This is a genomic window from Acidobacteriota bacterium (assembly GCA_016196035.1).
GTDB lineage: Bacteria > Acidobacteriota > Blastocatellia > RBC074 > RBC074 > JACPYM01.
The window spans coordinates 1-23,156 of record JACPYM010000024.1 but is presented as its reverse complement, the minus strand read 5'-3'; the positions used below and the strand labels follow the sequence as shown (position 1 = coordinate 23,156).

General features: G+C 56.7%; 19 protein-coding genes. 17 read left to right on the top strand and 2 right to left on the bottom strand.

The annotated features are described in order from the left end of the window. The first annotated feature begins 1,002 nt into the window (after nucleotides 1-1,002). The 11 genes from tnpA to HY011_08275 all read left to right on the top strand — a co-directional run bounded on the left by tnpA (nucleotide 1,003) and on the right by HY011_08275 (nucleotide 15,375). Nucleotides 1,003-1,455 (top strand): IS200/IS605 family transposase, encoded by a 453-nt coding sequence (tnpA, locus tag HY011_08325; protein ID MBI3422933.1) that lies wholly within the window; start codon nucleotides 1,003-1,005, stop codon nucleotides 1,453-1,455. Nucleotides 1,456-1,799: 344 nt separating this feature from the next. After that, nucleotides 1,800-4,169 (top strand): DEAD/DEAH box helicase family protein, encoded by a 2,370-nt coding sequence (locus HY011_08320; protein MBI3422932.1) that lies wholly within the window; start codon nucleotides 1,800-1,802, stop codon nucleotides 4,167-4,169. A 302-nt stretch (nucleotides 4,170-4,471) separates the two neighbouring features. After that, nucleotides 4,472-5,917 (top strand): signal recognition particle protein, encoded by a 1,446-nt coding sequence (ffh, locus tag HY011_08315; GenBank protein MBI3422931.1) that lies wholly within the window; start codon nucleotides 4,472-4,474, stop codon nucleotides 5,915-5,917. Between the two features lie 107 nt (nucleotides 5,918-6,024). Continuing rightward, nucleotides 6,025-6,297 (top strand): 30S ribosomal protein S16, encoded by a 273-nt coding sequence (rpsP, locus tag HY011_08310; GenBank protein ID MBI3422930.1) that lies wholly within the window; start codon nucleotides 6,025-6,027, stop codon nucleotides 6,295-6,297. Between the two features lie 20 nt (nucleotides 6,298-6,317). Further along, nucleotides 6,318-6,548: a KH domain-containing protein gene (locus tag HY011_08305; protein MBI3422929.1), complete on the top strand. Its 231-nt coding sequence runs from the start codon at nucleotides 6,318-6,320 to the stop codon at nucleotides 6,546-6,548. Nucleotides 6,549-6,588: 40 nt separating this feature from the next. Then, a complete protein-coding gene (gene rimM, locus HY011_08300) occupies nucleotides 6,589-7,116 on the top strand; it encodes a 16S rRNA processing protein RimM (protein MBI3422928.1) in 528 nt (175 codons plus the stop codon). Between the two features lie 80 nt (nucleotides 7,117-7,196). Next, the gene (gene trmD, locus HY011_08295; protein MBI3422927.1) at nucleotides 7,197-7,964 is read left to right on the top strand and encodes a tRNA (guanosine(37)-N1)-methyltransferase TrmD; all 768 of its coding nucleotides are present in this window, start codon (nucleotides 7,197-7,199) and stop codon (nucleotides 7,962-7,964) included. A gap of 101 nt (nucleotides 7,965-8,065) precedes the next feature. Continuing rightward, nucleotides 8,066-8,443 (top strand): 50S ribosomal protein L19, encoded by a 378-nt coding sequence (gene rplS, locus HY011_08290; GenBank protein MBI3422926.1) that lies wholly within the window; start codon nucleotides 8,066-8,068, stop codon nucleotides 8,441-8,443. Between the two features lie 166 nt (nucleotides 8,444-8,609). Continuing rightward, the gene (locus HY011_08285; protein ID MBI3422925.1) at nucleotides 8,610-10,319 is read left to right on the top strand and encodes a hypothetical protein; all 1,710 of its coding nucleotides are present in this window, start codon (nucleotides 8,610-8,612) and stop codon (nucleotides 10,317-10,319) included. 455 nt (nucleotides 10,320-10,774) lie between these two features. Further along, a complete protein-coding gene (locus tag HY011_08280; GenBank protein ID MBI3422924.1) occupies nucleotides 10,775-12,418 on the top strand; it encodes a hypothetical protein in 1,644 nt (547 codons plus the stop codon). A gap of 407 nt (nucleotides 12,419-12,825) precedes the next feature. Continuing rightward, on the top strand, nucleotides 12,826-15,375 hold the full coding sequence (locus tag HY011_08275; protein ID MBI3422923.1) for a YfhO family protein: 2,550 nt from the start codon (nucleotides 12,826-12,828) through the stop codon (nucleotides 15,373-15,375). Here the strand turns inward: HY011_08275 and HY011_08270 are convergent. Further along, nucleotides 15,350-16,294, bottom strand: a complete 945-nt coding sequence (locus HY011_08270; protein MBI3422922.1) for a hypothetical protein — start codon at nucleotides 16,292-16,294, stop codon at nucleotides 15,350-15,352. The two genes, HY011_08275 and HY011_08270, sit on opposite strands and share 26 nt — an antisense overlap. A gap of 584 nt (nucleotides 16,295-16,878) precedes the next feature. Between HY011_08270 and HY011_08265 the strand changes: the two genes are divergently transcribed. From HY011_08265 to HY011_08255, 3 genes are read left to right on the top strand one after another with little or no spacing between them, the layout of a single operon-like run. After that, entirely contained in the window at nucleotides 16,879-17,337 is a 459-nt protein-coding gene (locus tag HY011_08265; protein ID MBI3422921.1) for a peroxiredoxin, read from the top strand. A gap of 30 nt (nucleotides 17,338-17,367) precedes the next feature. Then, nucleotides 17,368-19,182 (top strand): SpoIIE family protein phosphatase, encoded by a 1,815-nt coding sequence (locus HY011_08260; GenBank protein ID MBI3422920.1) that lies wholly within the window; start codon nucleotides 17,368-17,370, stop codon nucleotides 19,180-19,182. 50 nt (nucleotides 19,183-19,232) lie between these two features. Continuing rightward, complete coding sequence (locus tag HY011_08255; protein ID MBI3422919.1) at nucleotides 19,233-19,532, top strand: DUF433 domain-containing protein; 300 nt, start codon at nucleotides 19,233-19,235, stop codon at nucleotides 19,530-19,532. On the opposite strand, the gene HY011_08250 is transcribed toward HY011_08255, so the two are convergent. Next, nucleotides 19,522-20,244: an HAD family phosphatase gene (locus tag HY011_08250; GenBank protein ID MBI3422918.1), complete on the bottom strand. Its 723-nt coding sequence runs from the start codon at nucleotides 20,242-20,244 to the stop codon at nucleotides 19,522-19,524. The genes HY011_08255 and HY011_08250 overlap by 11 nt on opposite strands. 252 nt (nucleotides 20,245-20,496) lie before the next feature. Between HY011_08250 and HY011_08245 the strand changes: the two genes are divergently transcribed. From HY011_08245 to HY011_08235, 3 genes are all read left to right on the top strand, one after another. Further along, complete coding sequence (locus HY011_08245; protein MBI3422917.1) at nucleotides 20,497-20,751, top strand: helix-turn-helix domain-containing protein; 255 nt, start codon at nucleotides 20,497-20,499, stop codon at nucleotides 20,749-20,751. Nucleotides 20,752-21,022: 271 nt separating this feature from the next. After that, nucleotides 21,023-21,475: a hypothetical protein gene (locus HY011_08240; protein ID MBI3422916.1), complete on the top strand. Its 453-nt coding sequence runs from the start codon at nucleotides 21,023-21,025 to the stop codon at nucleotides 21,473-21,475. Between the two features lie 65 nt (nucleotides 21,476-21,540). After that, nucleotides 21,541-23,156 (top strand): hypothetical protein (locus HY011_08235; GenBank protein MBI3422915.1); only part of this gene is annotated, 1,616 nt, incomplete at its 3' end.

The following is a 23,156-nucleotide window of genomic DNA, read 5'->3' as shown; positions in this document are numbered from 1 at the left end:
CGTCAGCACAACCGTAGGCTTGCGCCCTTTCAGGGCTTGGGTAAATGAGGCGTCGTCATGCCAGGGGCTACGCGTTGCTCCGCCCCTGGCTATTAGCTCAGGCCCCGTTGGGGCAAAGAAGTGCTAACGTGGATGGCGTTGCCACTGCTTCGAATCCATCTACCAACAAAAACTCGCGGCGCTGGACGCGTTGAAAAAATCGCTGCTGCATCAGGCGTTCACGGGGCAGTTGTAAAGCCCCAACGGGGCGACCAGCCTACAGCCCAGGGCGGAGCAACGCGCAGCCCTGGGACATGGCAGAGCGACAGACAAAGCCCTGAAAGGGCGTCAGCACAACCGTTGGCTTGCGCTTGCGCCCTTTCAGGGCTTGGGGAATTTCGTTGGTTTTCTTTCCAGGGGCGTCGGCTTCGCCTTTGCCCCTGGCTATTGGCTGGTGCCCCGTTGGGGCAGAACAGTCGTGGCGTGGATGCGTGGCATACACCTTGAATCCATCTACCAACAAAAGCTCGCGGCGCTGGACGAATTGAAAAGATCGCGCTGCATCAAGCGTTCACGGGGCAGCTTTGAAACTACGCTGCCTGCCCCAACGGGGCCACAGCCTACAGCCCAGGGCGGAGCAACGCGTAGCCCTGGGACATCGGCGAATGCGAACGCCAAGCCCTGAAAGGGCGTCAGCACAACGGTAGGCTTGCGCCCTTTCAGGGCTTGAGGGAATTTTGTTGGCCTTCCCCAGGGGCGTCGGCTTCGCCTTTGCCCCTGGCTGTTGGCTGATGCCCCGTTGGGGCATTGGAATTCTGGGACGACGGGGGCGTTCGTTGGGGCATTGGAATTCTGGGACGGTGGAGGCGTTGGTTGGGGCATTGGAATTCTGGGACGGTGGGGGCGTTGGTTGGGGCGTTGGTTGGGGCATTGGGACTTTGGGACGGTTGAGGTGTTGGAACTTGTGTTATTCTGCGCCCGCCCCTCATCACCAAACAAGAATCCTTTCACGAAGGAGCAGACATGCCACAATCCTTGTCTTCGATTCTGATTCATCTGGTGTTCAGCACGAAGCATCGTGAACCATTCATTACGGCGGACATTGAACTGGATTTGCACGATTACCTGGGTGGCATTTTTCGGCGCTGTGAATGCCCTTCGCTGTTAATTGGCGGAACAGCGGATCACATTCATGCTTTGGTTGTTCTGTCGCGCACCAAAACCGTTGCCAGTATTGTCGAAGATGTGAAAAGCAGTTCGTCAAAATGGATCAAGACCAAAGGCGCGGCGTGGCAAGCCTTTCAATGGCAGGCGGGATATGGCGCGTTTTCGGTAAGCCAATCCGGACTTGAGAAAGTGAAAAGTTATATTGCCAACCAGAAACAACATCACGGCCAAACAGCGTTTCAGGATGAGTACCGGTTGTTGTGCCAGAAACACGGCATTGAGATTGATGAGCGGTATGTTTGGGATTGAACCGCGCGTGTTGGTTGGCAAGGCCGGAGCGACAAGCTAACAGCCTGGAGTCAAGCCCCAACGGGGCGACAAGCCTATAGCCCAGGGCGAAGCAAAGCGAAGCCCTGGGAAACAGGGCGAGAAATATACCTAGCCCTGAAGGGGCTTGAGCCACATCCATTGGCTTGCGCTTGCGCCCTTTCAGGGCTTGGCGGGATAACGACTCTTGTTTTCGGGGGCGGCGGCTGTGCCTCTGCCCCTGGCTATTGGCTCTTGCCCCGTTGGAGCTTTGAATGAAGACGTGGCGCAATCTGCGCGCTGAACCCATGTGCCAATGCCCCGTTGGAACATAACTCAAAGACGTTATGAACGAAGCCGAAACCAGAGCCGAACACATTGACCCGGCGCTGAAAACTGCCGGTTGGGGCGTTGTCGCGGGCAGCCGCATTCGCCGCGAATACCCCATCACGCTGGGTCGTATCGAAGGCCACGGGCGGCGCGGCAAAGCGCTTTGTGCCGATTACGTGCTGGAATTCCGCAACCACAAACTGGCCGTTATCGAAGCCAAAGCCTGGGACTCGTTGCTGACCGAAGGCGTCGCCCAGGCCAAAGATTACGCGGGCAAACTGGCTGTCCGGTTCAGCTACGCGACCAACGGCCAGGGCATTTACGCCGTAGACATGCACGAGGGGACAGAAGGCGAGCAGCCGCATTACCCGACGCCGGAAGAGTTGTGGCAGATGACCTTTGCCACCGAAAACAACTGGCGCGATCGGTTCGCAGCGGTTCCGTTTGAAGATCGCGGCGGATATTTTCAGGGGCGCTATTATCAGGACATCGCCGTCGAGCGCGTGCTGGAAGCCGTCAGCGACAATCGCGAACGCATCTTGCTGACGCTGGCGACGGGCACGGGCAAAACTTTCATCGCCTTTCAACTGGCGTGGAAGCTCTTTCACAGCCGCTGGAACTTGAGCCGCGAAGCGTCGCGCCGTCCGCGCATTCTGTTTCTGGCTGACCGCAACATTCTGGCGAATCAGGCATACAACGCTTTCTCGGCTTTTCCCGAAGACGCGCTGGTGCGTATCGAACCGAGCGACATCAAAAAGAAAGGTCGCGTACCCAAAAACGGCAGTCTCTTCTTCACGATCTTTCAAACCTTCATGAGCGGGCCGATAGTTGATGGGCAGCCTTCGCCGTATTTTGGCGAATACCCGCCGGACTTTTTCGACTTCATCGTCATTGACGAATGCCATCGCGGCGGCGCGAACGACGAAAGCACGTGGCGCGACATCCTGACTTACTTCGCCCCGGCGGTGCAGCTTGGTTTGACGGCGACGCCCAAACGCAAGGACAACATTGACACCTATGCTTATTTCGGCGAGCCGGTTTATGTCTATTCGCTGAAAGATGGCATCAACGACGGCTTTCTGACGCCGTTCAAGGTCAAACAGATTTCGACCACGCTGGACGAATACGTTTACACGCCGGACGACCGCTTGATCGAAGGCGAGATCGAAACCGGGCGGCGCTTTGTCGAAAGCGATTTCAACCGCGTCATCGAAATCCCCGAACGCGAAAAGAAACGCATCCAGATTTTCATGGAGCAGATCAACCAGCAGGAAAAGACGCTGGTCTTTTGCGCTACGCAAGACCACGCGCTGGCCGTGCGCGATTACATCAATCAGATTCGGCAGCTCAAAACCAGCAAAGACCCGAACTATTGCCATCGCGTGACGGCGAACGACGGCGCATTGGGCGAACAGCACCTGCGCGATTTTCAGGACAACGAGAAAACCATTCCGACGATTTTGACGACTTCGCAAAAACTCTCGACCGGCGTGGATGCGCGCAACATTCGCAACATCGTGCTGCTGCGTCCGATCAATTCGATGATCGAATTCAAGCAGATCATCGGACGCGGCACGCGGCTCTTTGACGGCAAGGCTTATTTTACGATTTATGACTTTGTGCGGGCGCACCAGCATTTCAGCGATCCGGAATGGGATGGCGAACCGGAAGACAACACGATTGAAGGCGAAGACGAAGGGGAAATCGGCGAGCGTCCGCGTGGCGGAGAGCGCCAGCCATCAGACGGCGGCGATGGCGAACCTCGTCCGCGTCCACCCAAGATCAAGGTCAGGCTGGCCGACGGCAAAGAGCGCAACATCCAGCACATGATGGTCACGAGTTTCTGGCATCCCGATGGCACGCCGATGTCGGCGCAGCAATTCCTGGAAATGCTGTATGGCAGACTGCCTGAATACTTCAAAAACGAACAGGAGTTGCGCGAGATTTGGAGCGAGCCGGAAACCCGCGCTCGCTTGCTGGAAGGTTTGGCCGAAAAGGGATTCGGCCCAGAGCAAATGGCCGAAATGCAAAAGGTGATTGACGCTGAAAAAAGCGATTTGTTCGACGTGCTGGCACATGTGGCCTATGCGCTGGCGCCACTCACCCGCGCTGAACGGTCAGAAAAAGCCCGCGTCGAAATCAGCACGCGCTTTACCACCAAGCAGCAGGTCTTTCTGGATTTCGTGCTTTCACATTACGTGAGCGTCGGTGTGGAGGAACTCGCGCCGGAAAAGCTGACGCCGTTGCTCAGGCTGAAATACAACAACTCCATCCCTTATGCCGTCAACGATTTGGGCGAGGCGCGGCAGATTCGCAAGGTCTTCACCAGCTTCCAGCGCTTTCTTTATCAAAGCCCGGCACAACCGCAGCAACCAGGCAGCCGCTGATATGTGCTCCTGTAATTTATCTCGCCACCTTACCGGTCGGCCGCCGCATATTCAGGCGATCACGGATGAGGTTCGGTTTTCGATTGACCGCAGTTTCGACAGGCAGGATGAGACGACGAAGCCTGGGTAGACACAGACGGAATTTCGTGAGGAGAACTGGGCGCTGGAACAGGGCAGCAGCGCGAGCAAATTTGCGGGGCGACCATACAGCGGGCAGCTTCGTCTTGACACGCCCTACGCCTGTCCGTATCCTGCACGCTTTGCGTTTGGCGTCCAGACGCTGCTAGTGTGACCGAAACCCCATGTTTGAAGCACTTTCCGACAAACTGAAGAAAGTCCTCAAGGACTTGCGCGGCCAGGGCCGTCTGACGCCGGAGCATCTTGATTTGGCGATGCGTGAGATTCGTATTGCCTTGCTCGAAGCCGACGTCAATTTCAAGGTCGTCAAAGACTTCATCGAGCGGGTCAAGGCCAAAGCCGTCGGAGCGGAAGTGATTGGTTCGCTGACGCCGGGGCAGCAGGTCATCAAGATCGTCAATGACGAGATGGTCGAGATGCTGGGCGGCACGTCCAGCCGTTTGTTGTTCACTTCGCGGCGGCCCAATGCGGTGATGATCGTGGGCTTACAAGGGTCGGGCAAGACGACTTCGACGGGCAAGCTGTCGAAGTGGCTGGCGGCCAATCAGAATCGCAATCCGCTGTTGCTGTCGGTGGACGTTTATCGCCCGGCGGCGCGCGACCAGTTGGCTGTCATTGGCAAGGCGATCGGCATTCCGGTTTTTGACGGCGCGGGCATCAATGATCCGTTGGAATTGTGCCGGGCGGCGCGCTTGCATTGCGAGCAGATCGGCTTCGACACGCTGATGATTGACACGGCGGGCCGGCTGCACATTGATGATGCGTTGATGGATGAATTGCAGCGCATCAAGGCTGAGATGCAGCCGATTGAAACGCTGTTTGTGGCCGACGCGATGACGGGCCAGGACGCGGTCAAGAGCGCGCAGGAATTCCACAAACGCATCGGCATCAGCGGCGTCATCCTGACCAAGATGGATGGCGATGCGCGCGGCGGCGCGGCGCTCTCGATCAAGGAAGTCATCGGCCAGCCAATCAAGTTCGTCGGCGTGGGCGAAAAGTACGATGCGCTTGATCCGTTTTATCCGGATCGCATTGTCTCGCGCATTCTGGGCATGGGCGATGTGATGTCGCTGATCGAAAAAGTCCAGACTGAAGTGGACGAAGAGAAGGCAGCGGAACTGGAAGAAAAGCTGGCGCGCAATTCGTTTACGCTCGAAGATTTCCGCGACCAACTGGGGCAGGTCAAGAAAATCGGTTCGCTGCAAAACATCTTTGAGATGCTGCCCGGCGATATGTTCGGCGGCATGATGCCGAAATTGACGCCGGAGATGACCGCGCAGATGGAAGGCGAACTGAAGAAAACCGAGGCGATCATCAATTCGATGACGCAGGCCGAACGCGAAAATCACATCATCATCAATGCTTCGCGCCAGATGCGCATCGCCAAAGGCAGCGGCACGACCGTCACCGATGTCAAAGCGCTGATCAAACAGTACGTCGAGATGAAGATGATGATGCAGCAGTTGATGGGCGGCGCTGGCGGCGACCCGTTTGGCGGTGGCGGCGGCATGTTCGGCGGCATTCGCAACAAAGTGGTGCGCAAGCTGACAGGCGTTGGCGGCGGGCGCAAGAAACAGAAACCGAAACAGAAGAAAAAGAAACGGCGGTGAGGCTAGGGGCTAGGGGCTAGGGGTTAGTGCTTAGTTGCAAACGCGCAATCAACACTGCCAACTGCCAACTGCCAACTGCCAACTGCCTTTGTCGGAGGTAGCGAACCTTGTTAACAATCAGATTGACCAGAATGGGCGCGAAGAAGAAACCGTTCTATCGCGTGATCGTGACCGAAAAGCGCAGCAAGCGCGATGGCAAATTTGTGGAAATCGTTGGGCATTACAACCCGCTCTCGAATCCGGCGCAGATCAAACTCGATCATGACCGCGTCAATCACTGGATTAAGTGCGGCGCGCAACCGTCCGACACGGTGCGTTCGCTGATTCGCAAGAGCGAAGCGGCGGCAGCAGCGGCGGCAGAACAACCGGTCGCGGCTTAATTAAGAAAGGGCGAGGAGCCATGAAAGAACTTGTCGAACTGATCGCGGCTGCCTTGGTTGACCATCCTGAACAGGTCAAAGTCAAAGAGATCGAAGGGCACCAGGCGAACGTCATCGAATTGCGCGTGGCCGACGGCGATCTGGGCAAGATCATCGGCAAGCAAGGCCGCACGGCCCGCGCCATCCGCACGATTCTCAATGCTTCGGGCATCAAGCTGAAGCGGCGCTTCGTGCTGGAAATCCTTGAATAGTCCGGCAACGAACAGCCCGTGGGCAGGGCGAGGCACGGCAGTGGCTGAACCGTTAGATGATCTGATCACCATCGCGCGCATCGCCCGTCCGCAGGGGATTCGCGGCGAAGTGATCGCTGATCTGCTGACCGATTTCCCGGAACGCTTCGCCAAGCTTACGGAGTTGCGTTTAGGCTGGCCGAACGGCAAAGCTGCCATCATCGGATTGGAACGAGCCAGGCCACATTTGGGTCGCATCCTGCTGAAGCTCAAAGGCTACGATTCGCGCGACGCGGCTGAAACTCTGCGGGATGTGCGTGTGCTGGTGATGCGCGAGCAATTGGTCGCCTTGCCTGCGGATAGCTATTACGATTTTGATTTGGTGGATTGCGTGGTCAGCACGGCTGCCGGGTTGGTCATTGGCAAAGTCGTCGGCGTTCAGAATTTCGGTGCGGCGCCGCTGTTGGTGGTGAGAGATGACGAGCAACGAGAGCGGCTGATTCCGCTCGCCAGCAGCATTTGCACCGAGGTTGATGTCGCCAGGAAACGGATTGTGATCGAGCCGCCGGAAGGCTTGTTGGATTTATGAACACAGACTTCAGACCACAGACCTCAGACTTCAGACCAGGCAAAGTCTGAGGTCTGTGGTCTGAAGTCTGAGGTCTGAAAATGCGCTTCGACCTGCTGACCATCTTCCCGGAGTTTTTTACCGGGCCGTTTGAACACGGCATCCTGCGCCGGGCGCAACAGCAAGGGCAGATCGAAATCGCTGTCCACGATCTTCGTTCTTTTACATTCGACAAACACCACATCGTGGATGATCGCCCGTTTGGCGGCGGCGACGGGATGGTACTGAAGCCGGAACCGCTCTTTCGCGCGGTCGAAAGTTTGTTGGCGGGTAGCGCACCAACTGACACAGCCGTCGAAGCCAAACGCACCGCCATCGTGCTGATGTCGCCCCAAGGCCGCGTGTTCAATCAACACGAAGCGCAGCGCTTGGCGGATGAGTGCGACCGCTTGATTTTGTTGTGTGGCCGCTACGAAGGCGTAGACGAACGCGTGGTTGAGCATCTGGTCACCGATGAAATTTCGATTGGCGATTACGTGCTGACGGGCGGTGAAATCCCGGCGATGGTGGTGGTGGATGCCGTGACGCGGCTGCTGCCGCATGTGCTGGGCAGTGAAACATCCGCCGTGCATGATTCATTTGTTGCTGGTCTGCTGGATTATCCGCATTACACGCGCCCGGCAGAGTTTCGTGGCTGGCAGGTGCCAGACGTTTTGATTGGCGGCCATCACGGCGAAGTGGCGAAATGGCGGCGGCGCGCGGCGCTGCTGAAAACCTGGCAACGGCGGCCTGAATTACTTGACCAAGCCGAGTTGACCGACCAGGAACGGCGCTGGCTGGCGGAACAAGCGTCAGACACGGCGCAATGAGTTTGAGCCTGAAAATTCGAGGCTAAGCAAAACAAAACGACAGGCACGTTGAGGCCGGGCAAACCGCGAGGTTGCCAAATTATTGAAGAGGTGAACGAATCATGAATACTTTAGATCAATTCGATGCGGCGCAGATCAAGACCACTATCCCCGAATTCATTCCCGGCGATACCGTCCGCGTCCACGTGCGCATCAAGGAAAGCGAAACCAAGGAACGGTTGCAGGCTTTTGAAGGCGTGGTCATCGCGCGCAAGGGCTTCGGCATTCGCGAAACCATCACCGTGCGCAAGACTTCGTTCGGCATTGGCGTCGAACGCATCTTTCCGCTGCACGCGACCATCGTTGACCATATTGACGTGGTGAAACGGGGCCGTGTGCGCCGCGCCAAGCTGTATTTCCTGCGCGAATTGCGTGGCAAAGCGGCTCGCATCCGCGAGCGCGATACGCGTACCCATGCCGCTGGGGCTGGCAAAAAATAAGTGTCCTGTGGGGTGAACCAGGGTTTGCTTGACTCTGGTTCACCCCGCCTTTGGCCAAAGGGTTCTCGCGATTCAGCCTGCACACATCAATCACCGCCTTTTCTGGCGAATCAGTAGTCCGTGACGGGAGTTGAAGTCGGAAGTCGAAGACGGGAGTTGAACAGTTATGTCTGAAGAACTCGACGATCTGGATGTCGCAGTGACAGGCGCGGCGGTGCAACCGTCAACTCCTGCCGCCAGCGGAGCGGCACAGCCATTGGCCGCACAACGCCAGTTTGCCCTCATCGGTCTGGTTAGCCTGATCGCCTGTTTGGTCGTTTACGTCTTGCGGCTGGATCGGGTGGTTGGGACCTTTGTGGATGATGCCTGGTATGTGGTGCTGGCCCAAGCCCTGGCGACCGGACAGGGCTATTCGCTAATCAATTGCCCGACACCAGGATTACTGCCGCTTTATCCGCCCGCCTTTCCGTTTTTTCTGTCGCTGGTTTATCGCCTCTCGCCGACTTTCCCTGAGAATTTGTGGCTGCTGAAAGCGGTTTCGATCAGCGCAATGCTAGGGGCTGGCGTGCTGACCTTTCGCTACTTCGTCAAGGTGAAAAGTCTGACGCCTTACGCCGCCTTGGGCATTGCGGTCGCCACCGTGGTCGCGCCGCCGTTGGTGTTTCTGGCGACTTCGACTTTGATGTCGGAATGCTTTTTTACCTGCGCGCTCTTGCTGACCGTTTGGCTGGTTGAACGCTGCCGGGAGGCGGAGCCGCAACAACAGTGGCGTTGGGCTGTTTTGGCCGGGCTGGCGGCTTCGGTTACGTTTTTGACGCGCTCGATTGCGCTGGGAGCGTTGGCCGCCGCCTTTTTCTATTTGCTCAAAGAACGGTTGCCGCGTGCTGCGTCGGTCTTCACCTTGACGGTGGCCCTGATTTGCGGGCCGTGGGTGCTCTATTCCAATGCGCACGCGCCCGCCTTGACCCAGGAAACGCAAGAACAGGGTCATATCGTTCAACCCTATCTCAAACAATTTTGGCAAAAGCGCGCGGGCGATGTGGATTCCGGCGAAGAGACGTGGCGCGATTTGCCCGGACGCATGGCCCGGAACCTGGGCCTGATTGCGCGCGTGGATTTACTGCGCAGCATGGCGGCGCCCTTGGTCGAACTCTTTTATGGGCAGGCTGACCCCGAAGGCGCCACCGCCACGCCGTGGAGCATGCTATTGCTCTCGTTGTTGCTGACGGCGCTCACGCTGTTGGGTTATGCAAGCGCTTGCCGCAACAAAGTGACGTATGCGGAATTGCTCGTACCATGTTTGATCTTCGTGATTGTTTTATGGCCTTGGCCCCCGTTCAGACTGATTCTGCCGTTGCTGCCATTCTGGTATTACTATTTCCTGCTGGGGTTGCGCCAACTTGCCCAGCGGTTTTTTCCCGCGCCGTCGGTTGACGGCGACTCTTTGGCCGCAGGCTCACCACGGCAGGCCTGGGTGATGAATGGCGCGCTCGCGGTTTTTGTGGCGCTCGGATTTTTTGGCAACCTCAGCTATCTCGCAAAACAGTACGACACCTCTGTCGTCGCCAGCGGAGGCTTGCCCGGCATCTTCACTGAAGTAGAAAACCAGTTCAAATTTCTGAACCGGCAACTGAAGCCGGGCGAGGTCGTCGCTTCCGCCAATCCGCCACTGACGTTCCTCTTCACGGGTCACAAAACGATTGGGGTGGGCGAGTCGTCAAAGGTGGAAGGGTTATGGAAGCAACTGGGCATTCGCTACATCATGAATGTCAATCTCTTTGAGCGTGGCGATGACCCCACGCAGACTGGTTATCGCGTAGTTTATCAATCGCGCCGTTACCCGCATCAAATCTGGATCGTTACGCTTACCCCGTGACCGCGCCATCTGCTTTTCCGCCTAGTTTGCGCCACTCGGCACATTAAAATTCCGCCTGCCAAGCTAAAGAGGCAACAGCCAGGTCCGAATGCGTATCTTACCGCCGCAAGTGCATCAATGGAGTTGAGATTGTTTTCCTGCTGAGAACGCGCGTGACTGCCAGAAAGCCTGCGGAAGTTGCGCCAGCACTTGTTACATCACTACAGCAAGTTATTGCCCCGAAATTGAAGTTCTTCAACTTGTTTTGAAATTGCCGTAGCCGTAACCGCAGGTGGCATGAACTTGCCCTGCATACCGATCGAGTTGTACCTATGTTAGATCAAAGCCATCCCCTTCCTGTTAGCCAATTTCTAGGAGAGCAGCCGAATGCGCGCATCAACACCAGCGTCAAAGCGGTGGAAACTACTGAACAGAAAACAGCGCGGAGCATAAGGATCGCTGGGGCAGGAGTATTTTTGCTCAGCCTGGCAATTTATCTTTTGCGACTGGATCGTGTGGCGGGTCTGTTTGTTGATGACGGCTGGTACATCATGCTGGCGAAGGCCCTGGCGACCGGGCAAGGCTACACGTTGATCAACTCACCTTCGCCGGGCATCCTGCCGCTTTATCCGCCGGGTTTTCCGTTTTTGCTCTCGCTGCTGTACCGCCTTTACCCGCAGTTTCCCGAAAATGTTTGGCTCTTCAAAGCGCTTTCCATCGCGGCGCTGCTAGGTGCGGGCGCGCTGGTGTACCGCTTTTTCACGCAGGTGCGCCAGACGCCGACGGCCGTCGCCCTGAGCATTACTGCCGTGACGCTGCTTTGTCCGTCGCTGGTGATGTTGGCGACTTCGACGGTGATGGCCGAAGCGGTGTTTACCTGCAACTTGTTGGCGACCATCTTGGTGATCGAAAGCGGCGTGCGAGCTGCTAAAGAAAACAGCAACGCCAAACGACACGCGCTCAAATTCATTCTGCTTGGCGCAATGCTGGCGAGCTTCGGTTTTTTGATTCGCGCGATTGCGATTTCGATCATTGCGGCCATCGTGCTGTACTTGCTCAATGCGCGCTTGTGGCGACAGGCTGTCTTATTCAGCCTCACCGTCGTGTTGCTGATTGCGCCGTGGTTGCTTTACACGCACTTGCACGTGCCGACACCGGCGCAACGCGCCGAACAGGGCGGACATGTCACGCTCAGTTACACCACGCAATTCTGGCAGAAGCGCGCCAGCGTGCCCGAACTCGGCACCATCGGCATCGGCGGCTTGCCCGCGCGGATTGCGTGGAATGCGCAAGACATCATCGGGCGTGACATCGGGCGCATTCTGGTAACGCCGATTTTCGAGTCGTTGATTGATCCGTACAAAGAGGCGCAAAAAAGCGAAGTCAAGTACGGCGCGAGTCACGGGAGCAATTGGTTTTTCTCGTTCTTGCTCAGTGCCATTGTGTTGCTCGGCTTTATCAGCGCCGCGCGCGAACGTCTGACGCTGGCTGAGGTGGTCGTGGTTTGTTCATTGGGCATTACCTTGTTGTGGCCGTGGGAAACCTATCGCTTCGTGTTGCCGCTGGTGGCGTTCATTGCGTTTTATTTTGCGCTGGGCGTGGGGTGGCTGTTTCAGCGTCTGGCGCGGGCGGCTTCCAGCGCCGCGCAAACCAAAGTGATGACAGGCTGCGCGTTGTTGCTGGCCGCGATCAGTTTGGTGGGGCACACGCATTACATCATCAACGCCAACAGCGCCTCGCCGCTGGAGCGCCCGCAGTGGTTGCAAATCTTTGACGAAGCCGAAAGAATGATGACCTGGATCAAACAATCCGTACCACGCACCGGGCCTGATGAGGGCATCATCACGACGTCAAATCCGCCGCTACTTTATCTGTACACGGGTCATAAAACGGTGGCGCTCGATGCGCCCGCCCTGAGTTGGGAGAACTGGAATAAGGTCGGTGTGCGGTATATGGTGCAGGCTTCGATTTATCCGGAGCCGCCTGATCCGGCGGAGGCGAATTACAAAACCATTTACCAGTCACGCAGCGGCATGAGTTTCCGCGTGCTTGATTTGGGTGATCCCACGAACCGCCCGGCTTGGGGCGCGACCGTGCCTGCAACGCCAGCGGCGCATTGAGCGCGTGCAAAGAGTTGAGCAAACCCCAAAAGCTTTGAGTAGTAGCTGAAAGAAAAGACATGTGGCCGCAGAGGAACGCTGAAAACGCTGATTAACCCCCCGACCGAATTGGCTTATTTGGATTGATCTGCGTGCTCCGCGTTGATCTGCGGCTGGTCGTACCAAACTTTGTTCTGCCTTTCAATTTGCCTGCCTGTGTGCTCCGCCGTTGTTTTAGAGCAGTTTGCAATCGCGTTTATGGGAGCGGCTTGTGCCGGGACGGTACCGCGCGCGTCAGCAAGTGGCGCGTCAAGCTTCCGCACTTGGCCGAGTCGCACAGACTCCGCTTGCTGACGCGCGCGGTACCGCGCGCGCTGCGCGGCTTTTCCCGTAAACCGAAGTGAAACCGATCTAGTTGAATCTCTTCAATGCAAAGCCCCGACGATCCGCAGCCGCATTGGCTCCAATCCCTCCGATACGATGACCGTGCGCAAGAACGCCTGGCGCAACTTTTTCTCTTCTGCTTACCTGCGCTTTTTTTCTGGCGCGAAACGCTGGGCTGGAAAACCTTGTCGGATGGTGATGCGCTCTTCTGGTTCTATCCCGCCTATCAATTCGTCGCCGAACAACTGCGCGCGGGCAAACTGCCGCTGTGGAATCCGTTTATGTATAGCGGCACGCCGCTCTTTGCCCAGTGGCAGGCGGGCGTATTCGACCCGTTGAACTGGCTCTTTCTGCCGTTTGGGGTGACTTCGCGGATGATGACCATCGTGCAGGAGTTGGCTTACGCCGTCGGCCTATTGGGAATGTTTCGTTACACGCGCTGCCTGGGGCTGAAGCGGCGCGCCTGCGTCATGGCCGCCGTCATTTATGCACTCAGCGGCTTCGCGGTGGCCCGCGTCATCTATCCCGGCTTCCTGCACATTTTCGCGCTCACGCCCTGGGTGCTTTATGTCATCGAAGACCTGCGGCAACGCCCTTCCTGGCGTATGGCGGCGCTCGGCGCAGTGTTGGTGGCCTGGCAGCTTTTCGCCGCGCATCCGCAACCGTTCGCTTACGGCGCGCTGCTGGCGGGCGCGTATGCGCTCTTCCGATTGCGGATTGCGGATTGCGGATTGCGGACTACGGACGTTCAACCCACAATTCATAATCGGCAAGCTGCCTTCTTGTTTTTGCGCCAAAGCGCTTTGGTTTATCTGGGCGGCGTGGCGTTGGCGGCAATCCAAGTGTTGCCGGCGGCGGAAACGGCGCGGCAATCGGTGCGGCAGGATTGGCCCTTTGAATTGTTCACGCTCAATTCGCTGCATCCGGCGTCGCTGTTGGTGACGCTCTTTCCGTTTTGGCACGGGCAGGGGCGCGGGATTTATGCGATGGGCTATTGGGGCGCCTATTGGCACCATTACGAAGCGCAGATTTATCTGGGCGTAGTGGCAATGTCATTGGCAGGTGCGGGCGCTTATGCCGCTTGGCGCGGACGGTTGCACCCGTGGAATGTCGCCCGCTTTTGGAGCATGGTAGCTGTGGTGGGCGTGCTGCTTTCTCTGGGCCGTTACATAGAGCCGTTGGCGCGACTGCTTCACCCCATCCCCATCATCGGCCATTTTCGCAGCCCCAATCGTCATTGGATGGAAGTCGTTTTTGCCGTTGCCGTGTTAGCAGGATTCGCCGTTGACTTGTTGTTGCGCGCAGATGATGTCGTTCAGCAAAAGCGATTGGCGCAAGTGGCGCAACTTCTGGCCGTGTCGTTGACGCTGTTGTGCGCGACGGTCGGCGGGTTCGTGCTGTGGAACCGCACGGCGGCGGAACGGCTGCTCTTGCCCTTGCGCGATATGAATTGGGTGCCGCCGGGCTTTTTTCAAAAGGGCGGGCCGGAATTTTATGTACCGATGCTGACGGCGGTTGTGCTGTGCGCGGCGCTGTTGCTCTTTCTGCGCGCGCCGCAACGTGGGCGCTGGTTCGTGATGCTGTTTGTGGCCATGCTCGGCGATTATCACTTGTACGCCTATTTCGGGCCGATCAATAACGATGAACCGCACTTGGAGCGACGTATAGGACGCGCCATGCCGCCGTCATTGGCCGCGCAAGAAAGCGTGTTGGAACCGTTTCGTTACCAGCAGATGTTGAATCCCACGACGGGCGAGTTCAATCCGTTTTGGCTTTACGGCCACGAATTGGCGAGCGGTTACGATCCGATTCTGAATACGCGCTACAAGACTTTCAGCGGCATTGACGAAGCCGGGCGCAGCTACTTGCCGACGCTGCTACAGCCGCAAGACCGCACGCTGGATTTGCTCAACGTGCGCTATATCCTCGTCGCGCCCAACTTCCTGACGCCGCCCGCGACTGCCGCCACAGTTGGCTTGAGCGATCCCGCGCACTGGCGCGAAGTGCCCAACGACAGCACCGTCAATTGGTACAAAGACATGAAGGTTTATGAAAACCTGCGCGCCCAGCCGCGTGCGTGGCTGGTCGGTCAGGCGCAAGTGGTGGCGACTGAATACGACCAATTGCGGCTGATTCGCGGCGAGTTGAAAGCTGCGCAAGGCAAAGCTTTCGATCCGCTCCAAACGGCCTTGCTTGAACCAGGCGCGGCAGCGCAGCCGTGGGCACAACAACTGACACGGGCGAACGGCGGCACGGGCACAGCGCGCATTATTGAGCGTTCACATGATCGGTTGCTGATTGAAACGGAAGCCAAGGCGGAGACGCTCCTGGTGCTGAGCGAGATGGCTTATCCCGGTTGGCACGCGCGCGTGGATGGGCAGGAAGTCGAATGGCAGCGCGTGAATTACATCCTGTGTGGTGTGCCAGTGGCGACAGGGAAGCACCGTGTTGAATTTGTCTATCAACCCCAGATGGTGAAAAACGGGGCAGTCGTGACGCTCACGACCGCCCTGGGGTTGTTGTGTCTGATCGTTTGGGAGCGCTGGCGTCGCCAGCGAGCCGCGCCGCCTAAGGCCGCGGACGTTTCGGTTTAGCCGCAGGCTCTTCCGGTTTCTTTTCGTCCTTTTTGTCCGCAGGCTTGCTGCCTGTTTTGTCCGTCGCCTTGTCACCGGCCTTATTGACTTCGGCTTTCGGCTCGTCTTTGACCTCTTCGACGCCGGTGATTTTCACGTCAGATTGGAACTGGCGATAGTCTTTGTATTTGACCACCATGCGCACGTGCGCCGAGCCGCCTTCCTCGAAATACAGCGTGTCATCGCTGTAGGTGTAGGTCGGAAACCAATACCGCCCGTCAATGTTTTCGCGATAGGTCTCGAACTTCGGGAAGCGTTGTTTGAATTCGGGCACGACCTTGCCTTGCGATTTGACGACTTGCAGGTCCTGGTCATCCACCCAGATGCGCCCCTGGAAGTATTTGCCTTCGATCTTCTGCGATTTCAGCCGGCGCAACTCGCTCTGATTGCCCAGCACTTTGGGCATCACATCGAAGACATACGCGTTCAAGTCATCCACCTTTTCCTTGCCGACATAGGTGATGGTGTAGTTCGGCAATTCTTGCGCCGTCAGCGCGAAAGGCTGCAAATTGACGAGCGCGTTTTTGTCTTCGGCGGTCATCGTCAGACCGGCTTGGTCGAGCGTGGACGGCGGCGCTTTGAGAATGCGTTCGATGCGTTTGCCTGAATCGTTAAAGACAAATTCCGAAACCTGGTAAAACTCGCCGGACACGGTATTGGCCGGTCCCAGCACCTGCATCCGGGATTCCTGTTTGTAGGCGTAATCTTTCCAGGTCTCAAACAACTCGCTTTCCCGTTGCGTGAATTGCTTGATGACCTCGTCCGGCGTGAGCGCTTTATTCGCCGCCGGTTTGCTTTGTGTCTGGGCCAGCGCCGTGCCGCGCGCTGCCAGCCAAACCAGGCCCATTACTATGGTCAAAGCCAAAACAAATCGTTTCATCGCTATTATCTCCCTTCAGAATCCCGCGTAAGTCCGTCAAAAAAAGCTGGCCTTTGACGGAGAGTATATGCGTTGCGTTGCCTTTCGTCACATTGGCGTGCGGGCCGGAACCCAAGCCGCGCCTGCAAACGTCTCGGCATGGAACGTCAAAAAAGACAAAGCGTGCAATCCGGCGCAGGGATTTCCCGCGTTAAAAAGCTGCCAGAAACCGGCGCTGGCAAAATCAAGGTTGCTATTGCAGAATGCGTGACTTGATTTGAAGTCACTTGATGAGGGTGAGACGGACTTTAGTCTGTTTCATCCTGGCGGACAGACTAAAGCCTAAATCCACGGTTAAGCCGGTGAAATCGCAGTTTTGACCAAGCCTAGCAGATTGTTTCATCAGCTTGGCGCTGCACCTGTGGGGTGCAATGGCATGCTGGCACAGCAGACTGCCAGTCTGCTGTAATCATTGCCAGTCGCCCTTTTGCCGAGACCACAGCAGACTGGCAGTCTGCTGTACCAGGCTAGCCGTGGATTTGAGCTAAAGTCCGTCTCGCACTAGCATCCTCAAAAATAGCGAAAAAGAGAGCGAATGATCCGTCATGACCAACACCGGAGCACAAACAGGACAGCCCGCGCCGCCGATTGATTTGCCCGATCAACACGGCCAGCGCTGGCGTTTGCAAGACCAGCGCGGCAAAGTCGTTGTCTTGCTGTTTTATCCGGCGGATGAAACGCCCGTGTGCACCAAACAGATGTGCAGCGTGCGCGACAACTGGGAACGGTATCGCGCGGCGGGCGCCGAAGTCGTCGGCCTCAACACCGACTCGGTCGAAAAGCACGAGCGGTTCGCCGCGCACCACGCCTTGCCCTTACGGCTGCTTTCCGATGCCGAGGGCAGTGTCGTGCGCGCTTACGACATGAAAAACCTGTTCGGCACCAAACGCGGCGTCATCGTCATTGATCGCGCGGGCGTCATTCGTTATCGCCAGACCGTTTTGCCCATCTTCCGCCCGACCGATGACGAAGTGCTGGCGGCCATCAACGCCGTGATGCAATAAGCGGCGCGGCTCATCACGCATCCAAGTTTTATGTCCACTGACATGTACGCAACCATTGAACCGACCGCCTCCGGCACAGACGACGCCAGTTCCGCCCAACGCCTGCAACAACTCATCAAGGAGTTGAGCATCGAATTCATCTCGATCCTCGATCTCGATGATTTGATCGAACGCGTGGCGCAGCGCTTGAAAGAAGTCATTGACTACAAATTTTTCAACCTCTTTTTGGTGGACGAAGTGCGCGGCGGGCTGGTTTGGAAAAAGGCCATCGGCTATCACCCCGACGCCGTCGAGCGTTATCAGGTCATTCCCTTTGACCGCAGCATCGCCTCTGCCGCCTGGCGCGAAGGCCAAACCATCAACGTCGGCGATGTGCAACGCGACGCCCGTTATTTGCAGGTCGCCATTGACGGCGATGATGTGCCGCGCTCTGAAATTGCCGTCCCGCTGACCGTCGCGCGCGAAAGCAAAATCGTCGGCGTGCTGACTATCGAGAGCGCCGAACCCGACTATTTCACGCGCGAACACGAACGCGTCTTGGGCGTGCTGGGCAATCACCTTGCCATCGCCCTGGAACACGCGCGCGTCTATGACGAATTGCGCCAGCGCACGCGCGAATTGCGCACGTTGATCGAAATCGGCCACGAGATTACTTCGATCCTCGATCTGGATCGCTTGCTGAAATCCATCGCGCCGCTTCTGGATCGCGTCATCAACTACGAATTTTTGTTGGTCGGCCTGATTGACGAAGAGCGCCAGGAATTTGTCTGGCATGTCGAATACGGTTACGGCGTGCCGAAACGCGAGCGCGCCAGCCGTTCGCCACTGGCACAAGGTGTCGTTGGGCGCGCCGTGCGTGAACGCCGCACGCAGATCGTTTGCGACGTGCTGCGCGATCCCGATTATTTCGTGACTGATCTTTGGCGCGATCAAGGGCAGCGTTCCGAAATCGCCGTGCCGCTGATTTACGAAGAGAAAGTCATCGGCGTCGTCGCGCTCGAACACAGCCGCACCGGCGCCTTTAACGAATACCAGGCCCGCATTCTGGAAAACATCGCCAACCCGCTCGCCATCGCGTTGGTCAACGCCAAGCTTTACGCCCAGCACGTCGCCCACGAGAAGAGCCTGGAAAACGAAATGCTGATGGCGCGCGATGTGCAACGCGCGATGATTCCTGATCCGCTGAATTTGAAAGGCTTTGAAATTGCCGCGCGGCTGGAACCGGCCTTGAACCTGAGCGGCGATTTTTACGATTACATCCCGCTGACCGACACCCGCATCGGCATCCTGCTCGGCGATGTCGCAGGCAAAGGCGTGCGCGCCGCGATGGGCATGGCCGCCTCGCGCAGCCATTTGCGCAGCGCCGCCCGGCGGGGCGGCGGCCCCTCGCGCGTCTTGCGCGACGCCAACACGCGCCTGCACCGCGACCTCAAAGGCAATCTCTTGCTGACGCTGATTTACGGCGTGCTCGACATTGAGGAAAAGACCTTTCAATACTGCAATGCCGGCCACAATCCGCCCTATCTGGTGCGCGCCTCTGGCAAATGGAAGCCGCTCAAAGTCGGCGGCCTGCTGGTCGGCGTCTTTGACAAACAGCAATACAAAACCGAAACGCTGCAACTGGAAAAAGGCGACCTGCTTTTCTTTTTCACCGACGGTTTGAATGAAGCGCGCCGCCACGACCGCCACGAATTCGGCGAGCAACGGCTGGTGGATTTCCTCGTCGCCAACCGGCATCAGAAGGCTTCGGTAATCGTTGATGCCGCTGTCAAACAGGTGCGCGACTTCACTGGCAGCGAAGAGTTGCAAGACGATCTGACGCTTGTGGCGATCAAGGTTTTGTAAACCTAAGCGCGACACTCTTGTGTGATAAACTCCTGCGCGGAGGTGACGTTATGCCAACAGCGGTTGTTCAACTCAATCCCGATTTGCAACGCGAAATCGAAGCGATTCGCAGCCATGCCCCTGATGCTCCTGCCATTACGATCAATCCAGAACGCCAAGGCGGCACGCCCGTCATCGGGCTTAGTCGTGTGCCCGTGAGCGTTTTGCTCGATTACATGGCGACCGGTGAAACGCTCGACGATTTCCTCAAAGATTACCCCACCGTAGACCGTGAAAAGACCATCGGCGCTTTGGATTTGCTCAAAGAAGCGTTGGAAGACGGCCTGATCGGCACGCGGGTTAATTACTGATGAGGCATTGTTCGAACTCGCGCTCAGCCAGGTTCGCCACCACCAAGTCGGCCTCTTGCAATGCCTCAGCCGCAAAGCTGTTGGTGACGGCCACACAAAACATCCCCGCCCGTTTGGCCGCTTCCACACCCGCAATCGAGTCTTCGATCACCAGGCATTCGTGTGGTTGAATAAGCTGCGGCTGTGTTTCGTTCAAACATGCCAGCGCTTTCAGGAAGCCAGCCGGATGCGGCTTGCCTGCGCTCACATCTTCCGCCGTTACGATGACGTTGAAATGCTCATGCAAACCAGCACGTCCGAGCGTGAAATCCACCTCTGGCCGCAACGCGCCCGAAACCAGCGCCAGCGGAAACTGCGCCGCCAGCCGTTGCACCAACGCCCCCACACCGGGAAACAACAAATCGCGTTCACGGATAGCTTGCAGGTAGTAATCTGCTTTGCGAGCAATCAGCGCTGTTACTGCAGCCTCGGTTACCTGACGACCAGCTTCGTGTAATAGCGCCTTAAACCCGGCGCGGTCGGGCACGCCCAGGCATTTGTTGCGGCACTCGGCCTTGCTGAGGCGCACGCCCTCTTCACCCAAAACGCGCTGAATCAATTCCAAATGCAATGGCTCATCGTCAATGATGACGCCGTTGAAATCGAAGAGCACCGCGCGCCAGGGGGCGTTTGGCAAGCGCTGGTTCTTAATTTGCTGAACGCGCGCATCCATTGTCTGTTCGTAGCTCCTGGTTTAAGGTTGCGCCGGTTGATTGCATTCCGCCAGACCCAAGCCAACGCACCACGCGTGATTCAATCAACCCGTTATTCCGCGCCGGATAACGGCAATCCGGCGTTCGTTACACCCAAAGGCCGACAGCTTGCCCTGTCGGCCCCGCAAAAGACAGCCCAGCTTTTCGTCCGGAGGAGTTTCCCGATGATCGTTCAGCAAACCCACGCACCACTTCTCTCCACGCAATCATCTTTGCCCCCCCCCTGCAAGCCTGAAGCCACACCCACAGACCTCATAACGGTTTATTGCGCGCTCCCGCCCCGGCAACGCCAGCAGCGTTTTTTCAGCACGGCAGACATCGCCACCCAATACGGCATCGCCCAACGTACCGTGCAAGACTGGATCAGCAACGGTCTGATCGCCGCCGTCAAGGTCGGCAAAAAGTATCACGTAGACGCGCCTTCGGTTGCGGCGTACCTACAACGGTGCGCCCAGCAGCGCGAGTGATCTGACGCGGCTGCCTGCTTGAATGACGACAGGAAGATGATGGTAGACGCCCGCAGCAGATGCTGACTGTGGTGGGTGGGAAGAGGTGTGTTTGATTGCGGGAAAAAGAATGAACACGCATTTCGCGCATTTGACGCAGTACGCGTGGTTGGCGCGAGACGCGCAAGGTATTTTGCTGAAACAGTGATAGAAGTCATCCGCAACATTTGGGACACTAACAGTTAAGCAGTCTAAATGCTTTGTTGAACGCATCAACGGAGGTACACCTTATATGCCTAAATCCAGGTCCTCATCCGTTTTCATGTTAGGTGCGGCGATTGTCTGCACGAGCGTTGTGGCCGCTGCGCTAACTTTGAGCACGCGCAGTTGGGTTTTACCGAAGCGAACTCCTGTTACGTCCTTGCCGTCAAAACCTCAGGCACAACCACAAGGGCCAAGCCAGTTTTTCCAGGTCTGGGTACACAGAAATGAAATCATGCCGGATTTGATTTATGCCAGGCCGGGCAGAGCTTTGCTGCGCGCAGAGAACGAGACCGGTGGTGATATTGAGCTTTTGGTTGAACGCCTTAATCAGAACCAGGCCAACACGCCGCAGGCGAGCATTCGGACGGTCAACAAAGCAAAACGCGCCAGCCAGGAAGTGGTTTTGCAACCGGGCGAATACGTGTATTTCTCTGCCGTGTTACCGCAACTCAAAGGACGCTTAATTGTTGTCGCACGCTAACCACCCCTTCGGACTCATCGTTTGCCGGACGTTTAAGCGGGCTTATTTGGAAAGGAAAAATTGCCATGCACAAAATCATGCCATTTATGAAAGCTGCGAATTACCTGTTCCCGGCACTGGTTATCCTGTTTTCTTTCGATGTGTCTTTAGCTCAGAGTGCCTATGATCGCGGCACACCGGCGGCGGCTAAAGCTGGGGTGTTAAACACTTCTTCTTACGCGCCTGACAAGATCGAGACTGTCAATTTGGCGAACGGCAATTTTAACGTGCAGATTCCGCTGGTGACTGTTGGCGGACGCGGTGGCGCGGCTTTCCCCATCGCGCTCTCTTATCGCGGTAAAGTCTGGTCGAGTTATCACGAAACCTTTGTTGGCCCAGTGTCAGGTCAGCCTCCAGTCGTTATCGAACACTTTCAACCAAACAATTTGCTCGCCATTGGCACGACTCCGAATGTGATTATGCTTGGCAGTGGCTGGTTTATCTCAAAAGGGCCAGCCATTAAATGGAAGAAGCTGGAATCGGATGTCTTTAGTTGTGCTGGCTTTGTATTCACCAGGATTTGGTTATTGATGCCGGATGGCTCGGAGATTGAGTTACGAGATGTCGAAACAAAGGGAGCACCCTATGCAACAAGCATTGGTTGTGGGTTCAGTGGTAATGATCGTGACCGAGGTAAGGTCTGGCGCAGCGTGGATGGCTCGGCCATCACTTATATTACCGACGCTGCTAATGGTGTGGTAAACGGACAACTGACTGGCTGGGTGCTTTTGGCCGATGGAACCAAATTCAGGATGGACAACGGAAGATGTACCGAGATTATTGATCGCAATGGCAACCGGATCAGTATTGCCTACAACACGCCCAGTGACGGAGCCGTAACTTACACTGATCAACTAGGGCGGCAATACATTTTGCAAGGTGGAACAAGTGGAGCGTCAGTCACTATCAAAGGCTATCAAGGTGTGGCAGATCGAACGATTAGTGTGGTGACAGGACACATGGTGGAAAGTGGGAACAACCCAATTAATTTACGTGCCGATTATCATAATGTTCAAAGGCCAATCTATTCCGGCGACTATTACAAATACATGGACGGTACCACGACAGGGATAATTGAACATACGCAACCACAGCCACACACCGACCTATTTACACATGGCGAAGCGCCAATCTTGATTGACGATTTATTAGCCCCGACACAACTCAATTTCCCGGATGGGCGCGGTTTTCGCTTTCGATATAATATCTATGCAGAACTGGCTGAGATCGTTTATCCCGATGGAGGAAAATCACAGATTGATTACGATTTCGAGCCATTGAATTTTTGGTGTGAGAATGTGCCCTCGCCATTTGGGGCTGAAATTCCTGGCCCGGTCAGGGAGCGCCGCATTCTGACGGATGGCACGAACGTAGATGTTGTCTGGAAATACAGCGGGGCTACTGTTGAAGCGCACCAAGGTTCTGCCACTGGCCCACTGTTGCTCTGGGAAAAGCATTATTTCAAAGCCATCAATGCCGAATATCGCCGCTGCACGGGTTATGGCTCGCAAGGCACGGGCAATCTGAAATGGGAAAATGGCAAAGTCGAGAAGATCGAGCGCAAGGTCGGTGATACGGCCATCCAGACTGAACTGAAAACTTGGGTGCAACGCACGCCTGTGGTTTGGGAGAACGACCCCGG

Bases quoted from the DNA above. Each gene is read 5' to 3' on its own strand.
- tnpA (MBI3422933.1), top strand. From the start codon at position 1,003: ATGCCACAATCCTTGTCTTCGATTCTGATTCATCTGGTGTTCAGCACG.
- HY011_08320 (MBI3422932.1), top strand. From the start codon at position 1,800: ATGAACGAAGCCGAAACCAGAGCCGAACACATTGACCCGGCGCTGAAA.
- ffh (MBI3422931.1), top strand. From the start codon at position 4,472: ATGTTTGAAGCACTTTCCGACAAACTGAAGAAAGTCCTCAAGGACTTG.
- HY011_08305 (MBI3422929.1), top strand. From the start codon at position 6,318: ATGAAAGAACTTGTCGAACTGATCGCGGCTGCCTTGGTTGACCATCCT.
- trmD (MBI3422927.1), top strand. From the start codon at position 7,197: ATGCGCTTCGACCTGCTGACCATCTTCCCGGAGTTTTTTACCGGGCCG.
- rplS (MBI3422926.1), top strand. From the start codon at position 8,066: ATGAATACTTTAGATCAATTCGATGCGGCGCAGATCAAGACCACTATC.
- HY011_08285 (MBI3422925.1), top strand. From the start codon at position 8,610: ATGTCTGAAGAACTCGACGATCTGGATGTCGCAGTGACAGGCGCGGCG.
- HY011_08275 (MBI3422923.1), top strand. From the start codon at position 12,826: ATGCAAAGCCCCGACGATCCGCAGCCGCATTGGCTCCAATCCCTCCGA.
- HY011_08270 (MBI3422922.1), bottom strand. From the start codon at position 16,294: ATGAAACGATTTGTTTTGGCTTTGACCATAGTAATGGGCCTGGTTTGG.
- HY011_08265 (MBI3422921.1), top strand. From the start codon at position 16,879: ATGACCAACACCGGAGCACAAACAGGACAGCCCGCGCCGCCGATTGAT.
- HY011_08260 (MBI3422920.1), top strand. From the start codon at position 17,368: ATGTCCACTGACATGTACGCAACCATTGAACCGACCGCCTCCGGCACA.
- HY011_08255 (MBI3422919.1), top strand. From the start codon at position 19,233: ATGCCAACAGCGGTTGTTCAACTCAATCCCGATTTGCAACGCGAAATC.
- HY011_08250 (MBI3422918.1), bottom strand. From the start codon at position 20,244: ATGGATGCGCGCGTTCAGCAAATTAAGAACCAGCGCTTGCCAAACGCC.
- HY011_08240 (MBI3422916.1), top strand. From the start codon at position 21,023: ATGCCTAAATCCAGGTCCTCATCCGTTTTCATGTTAGGTGCGGCGATT.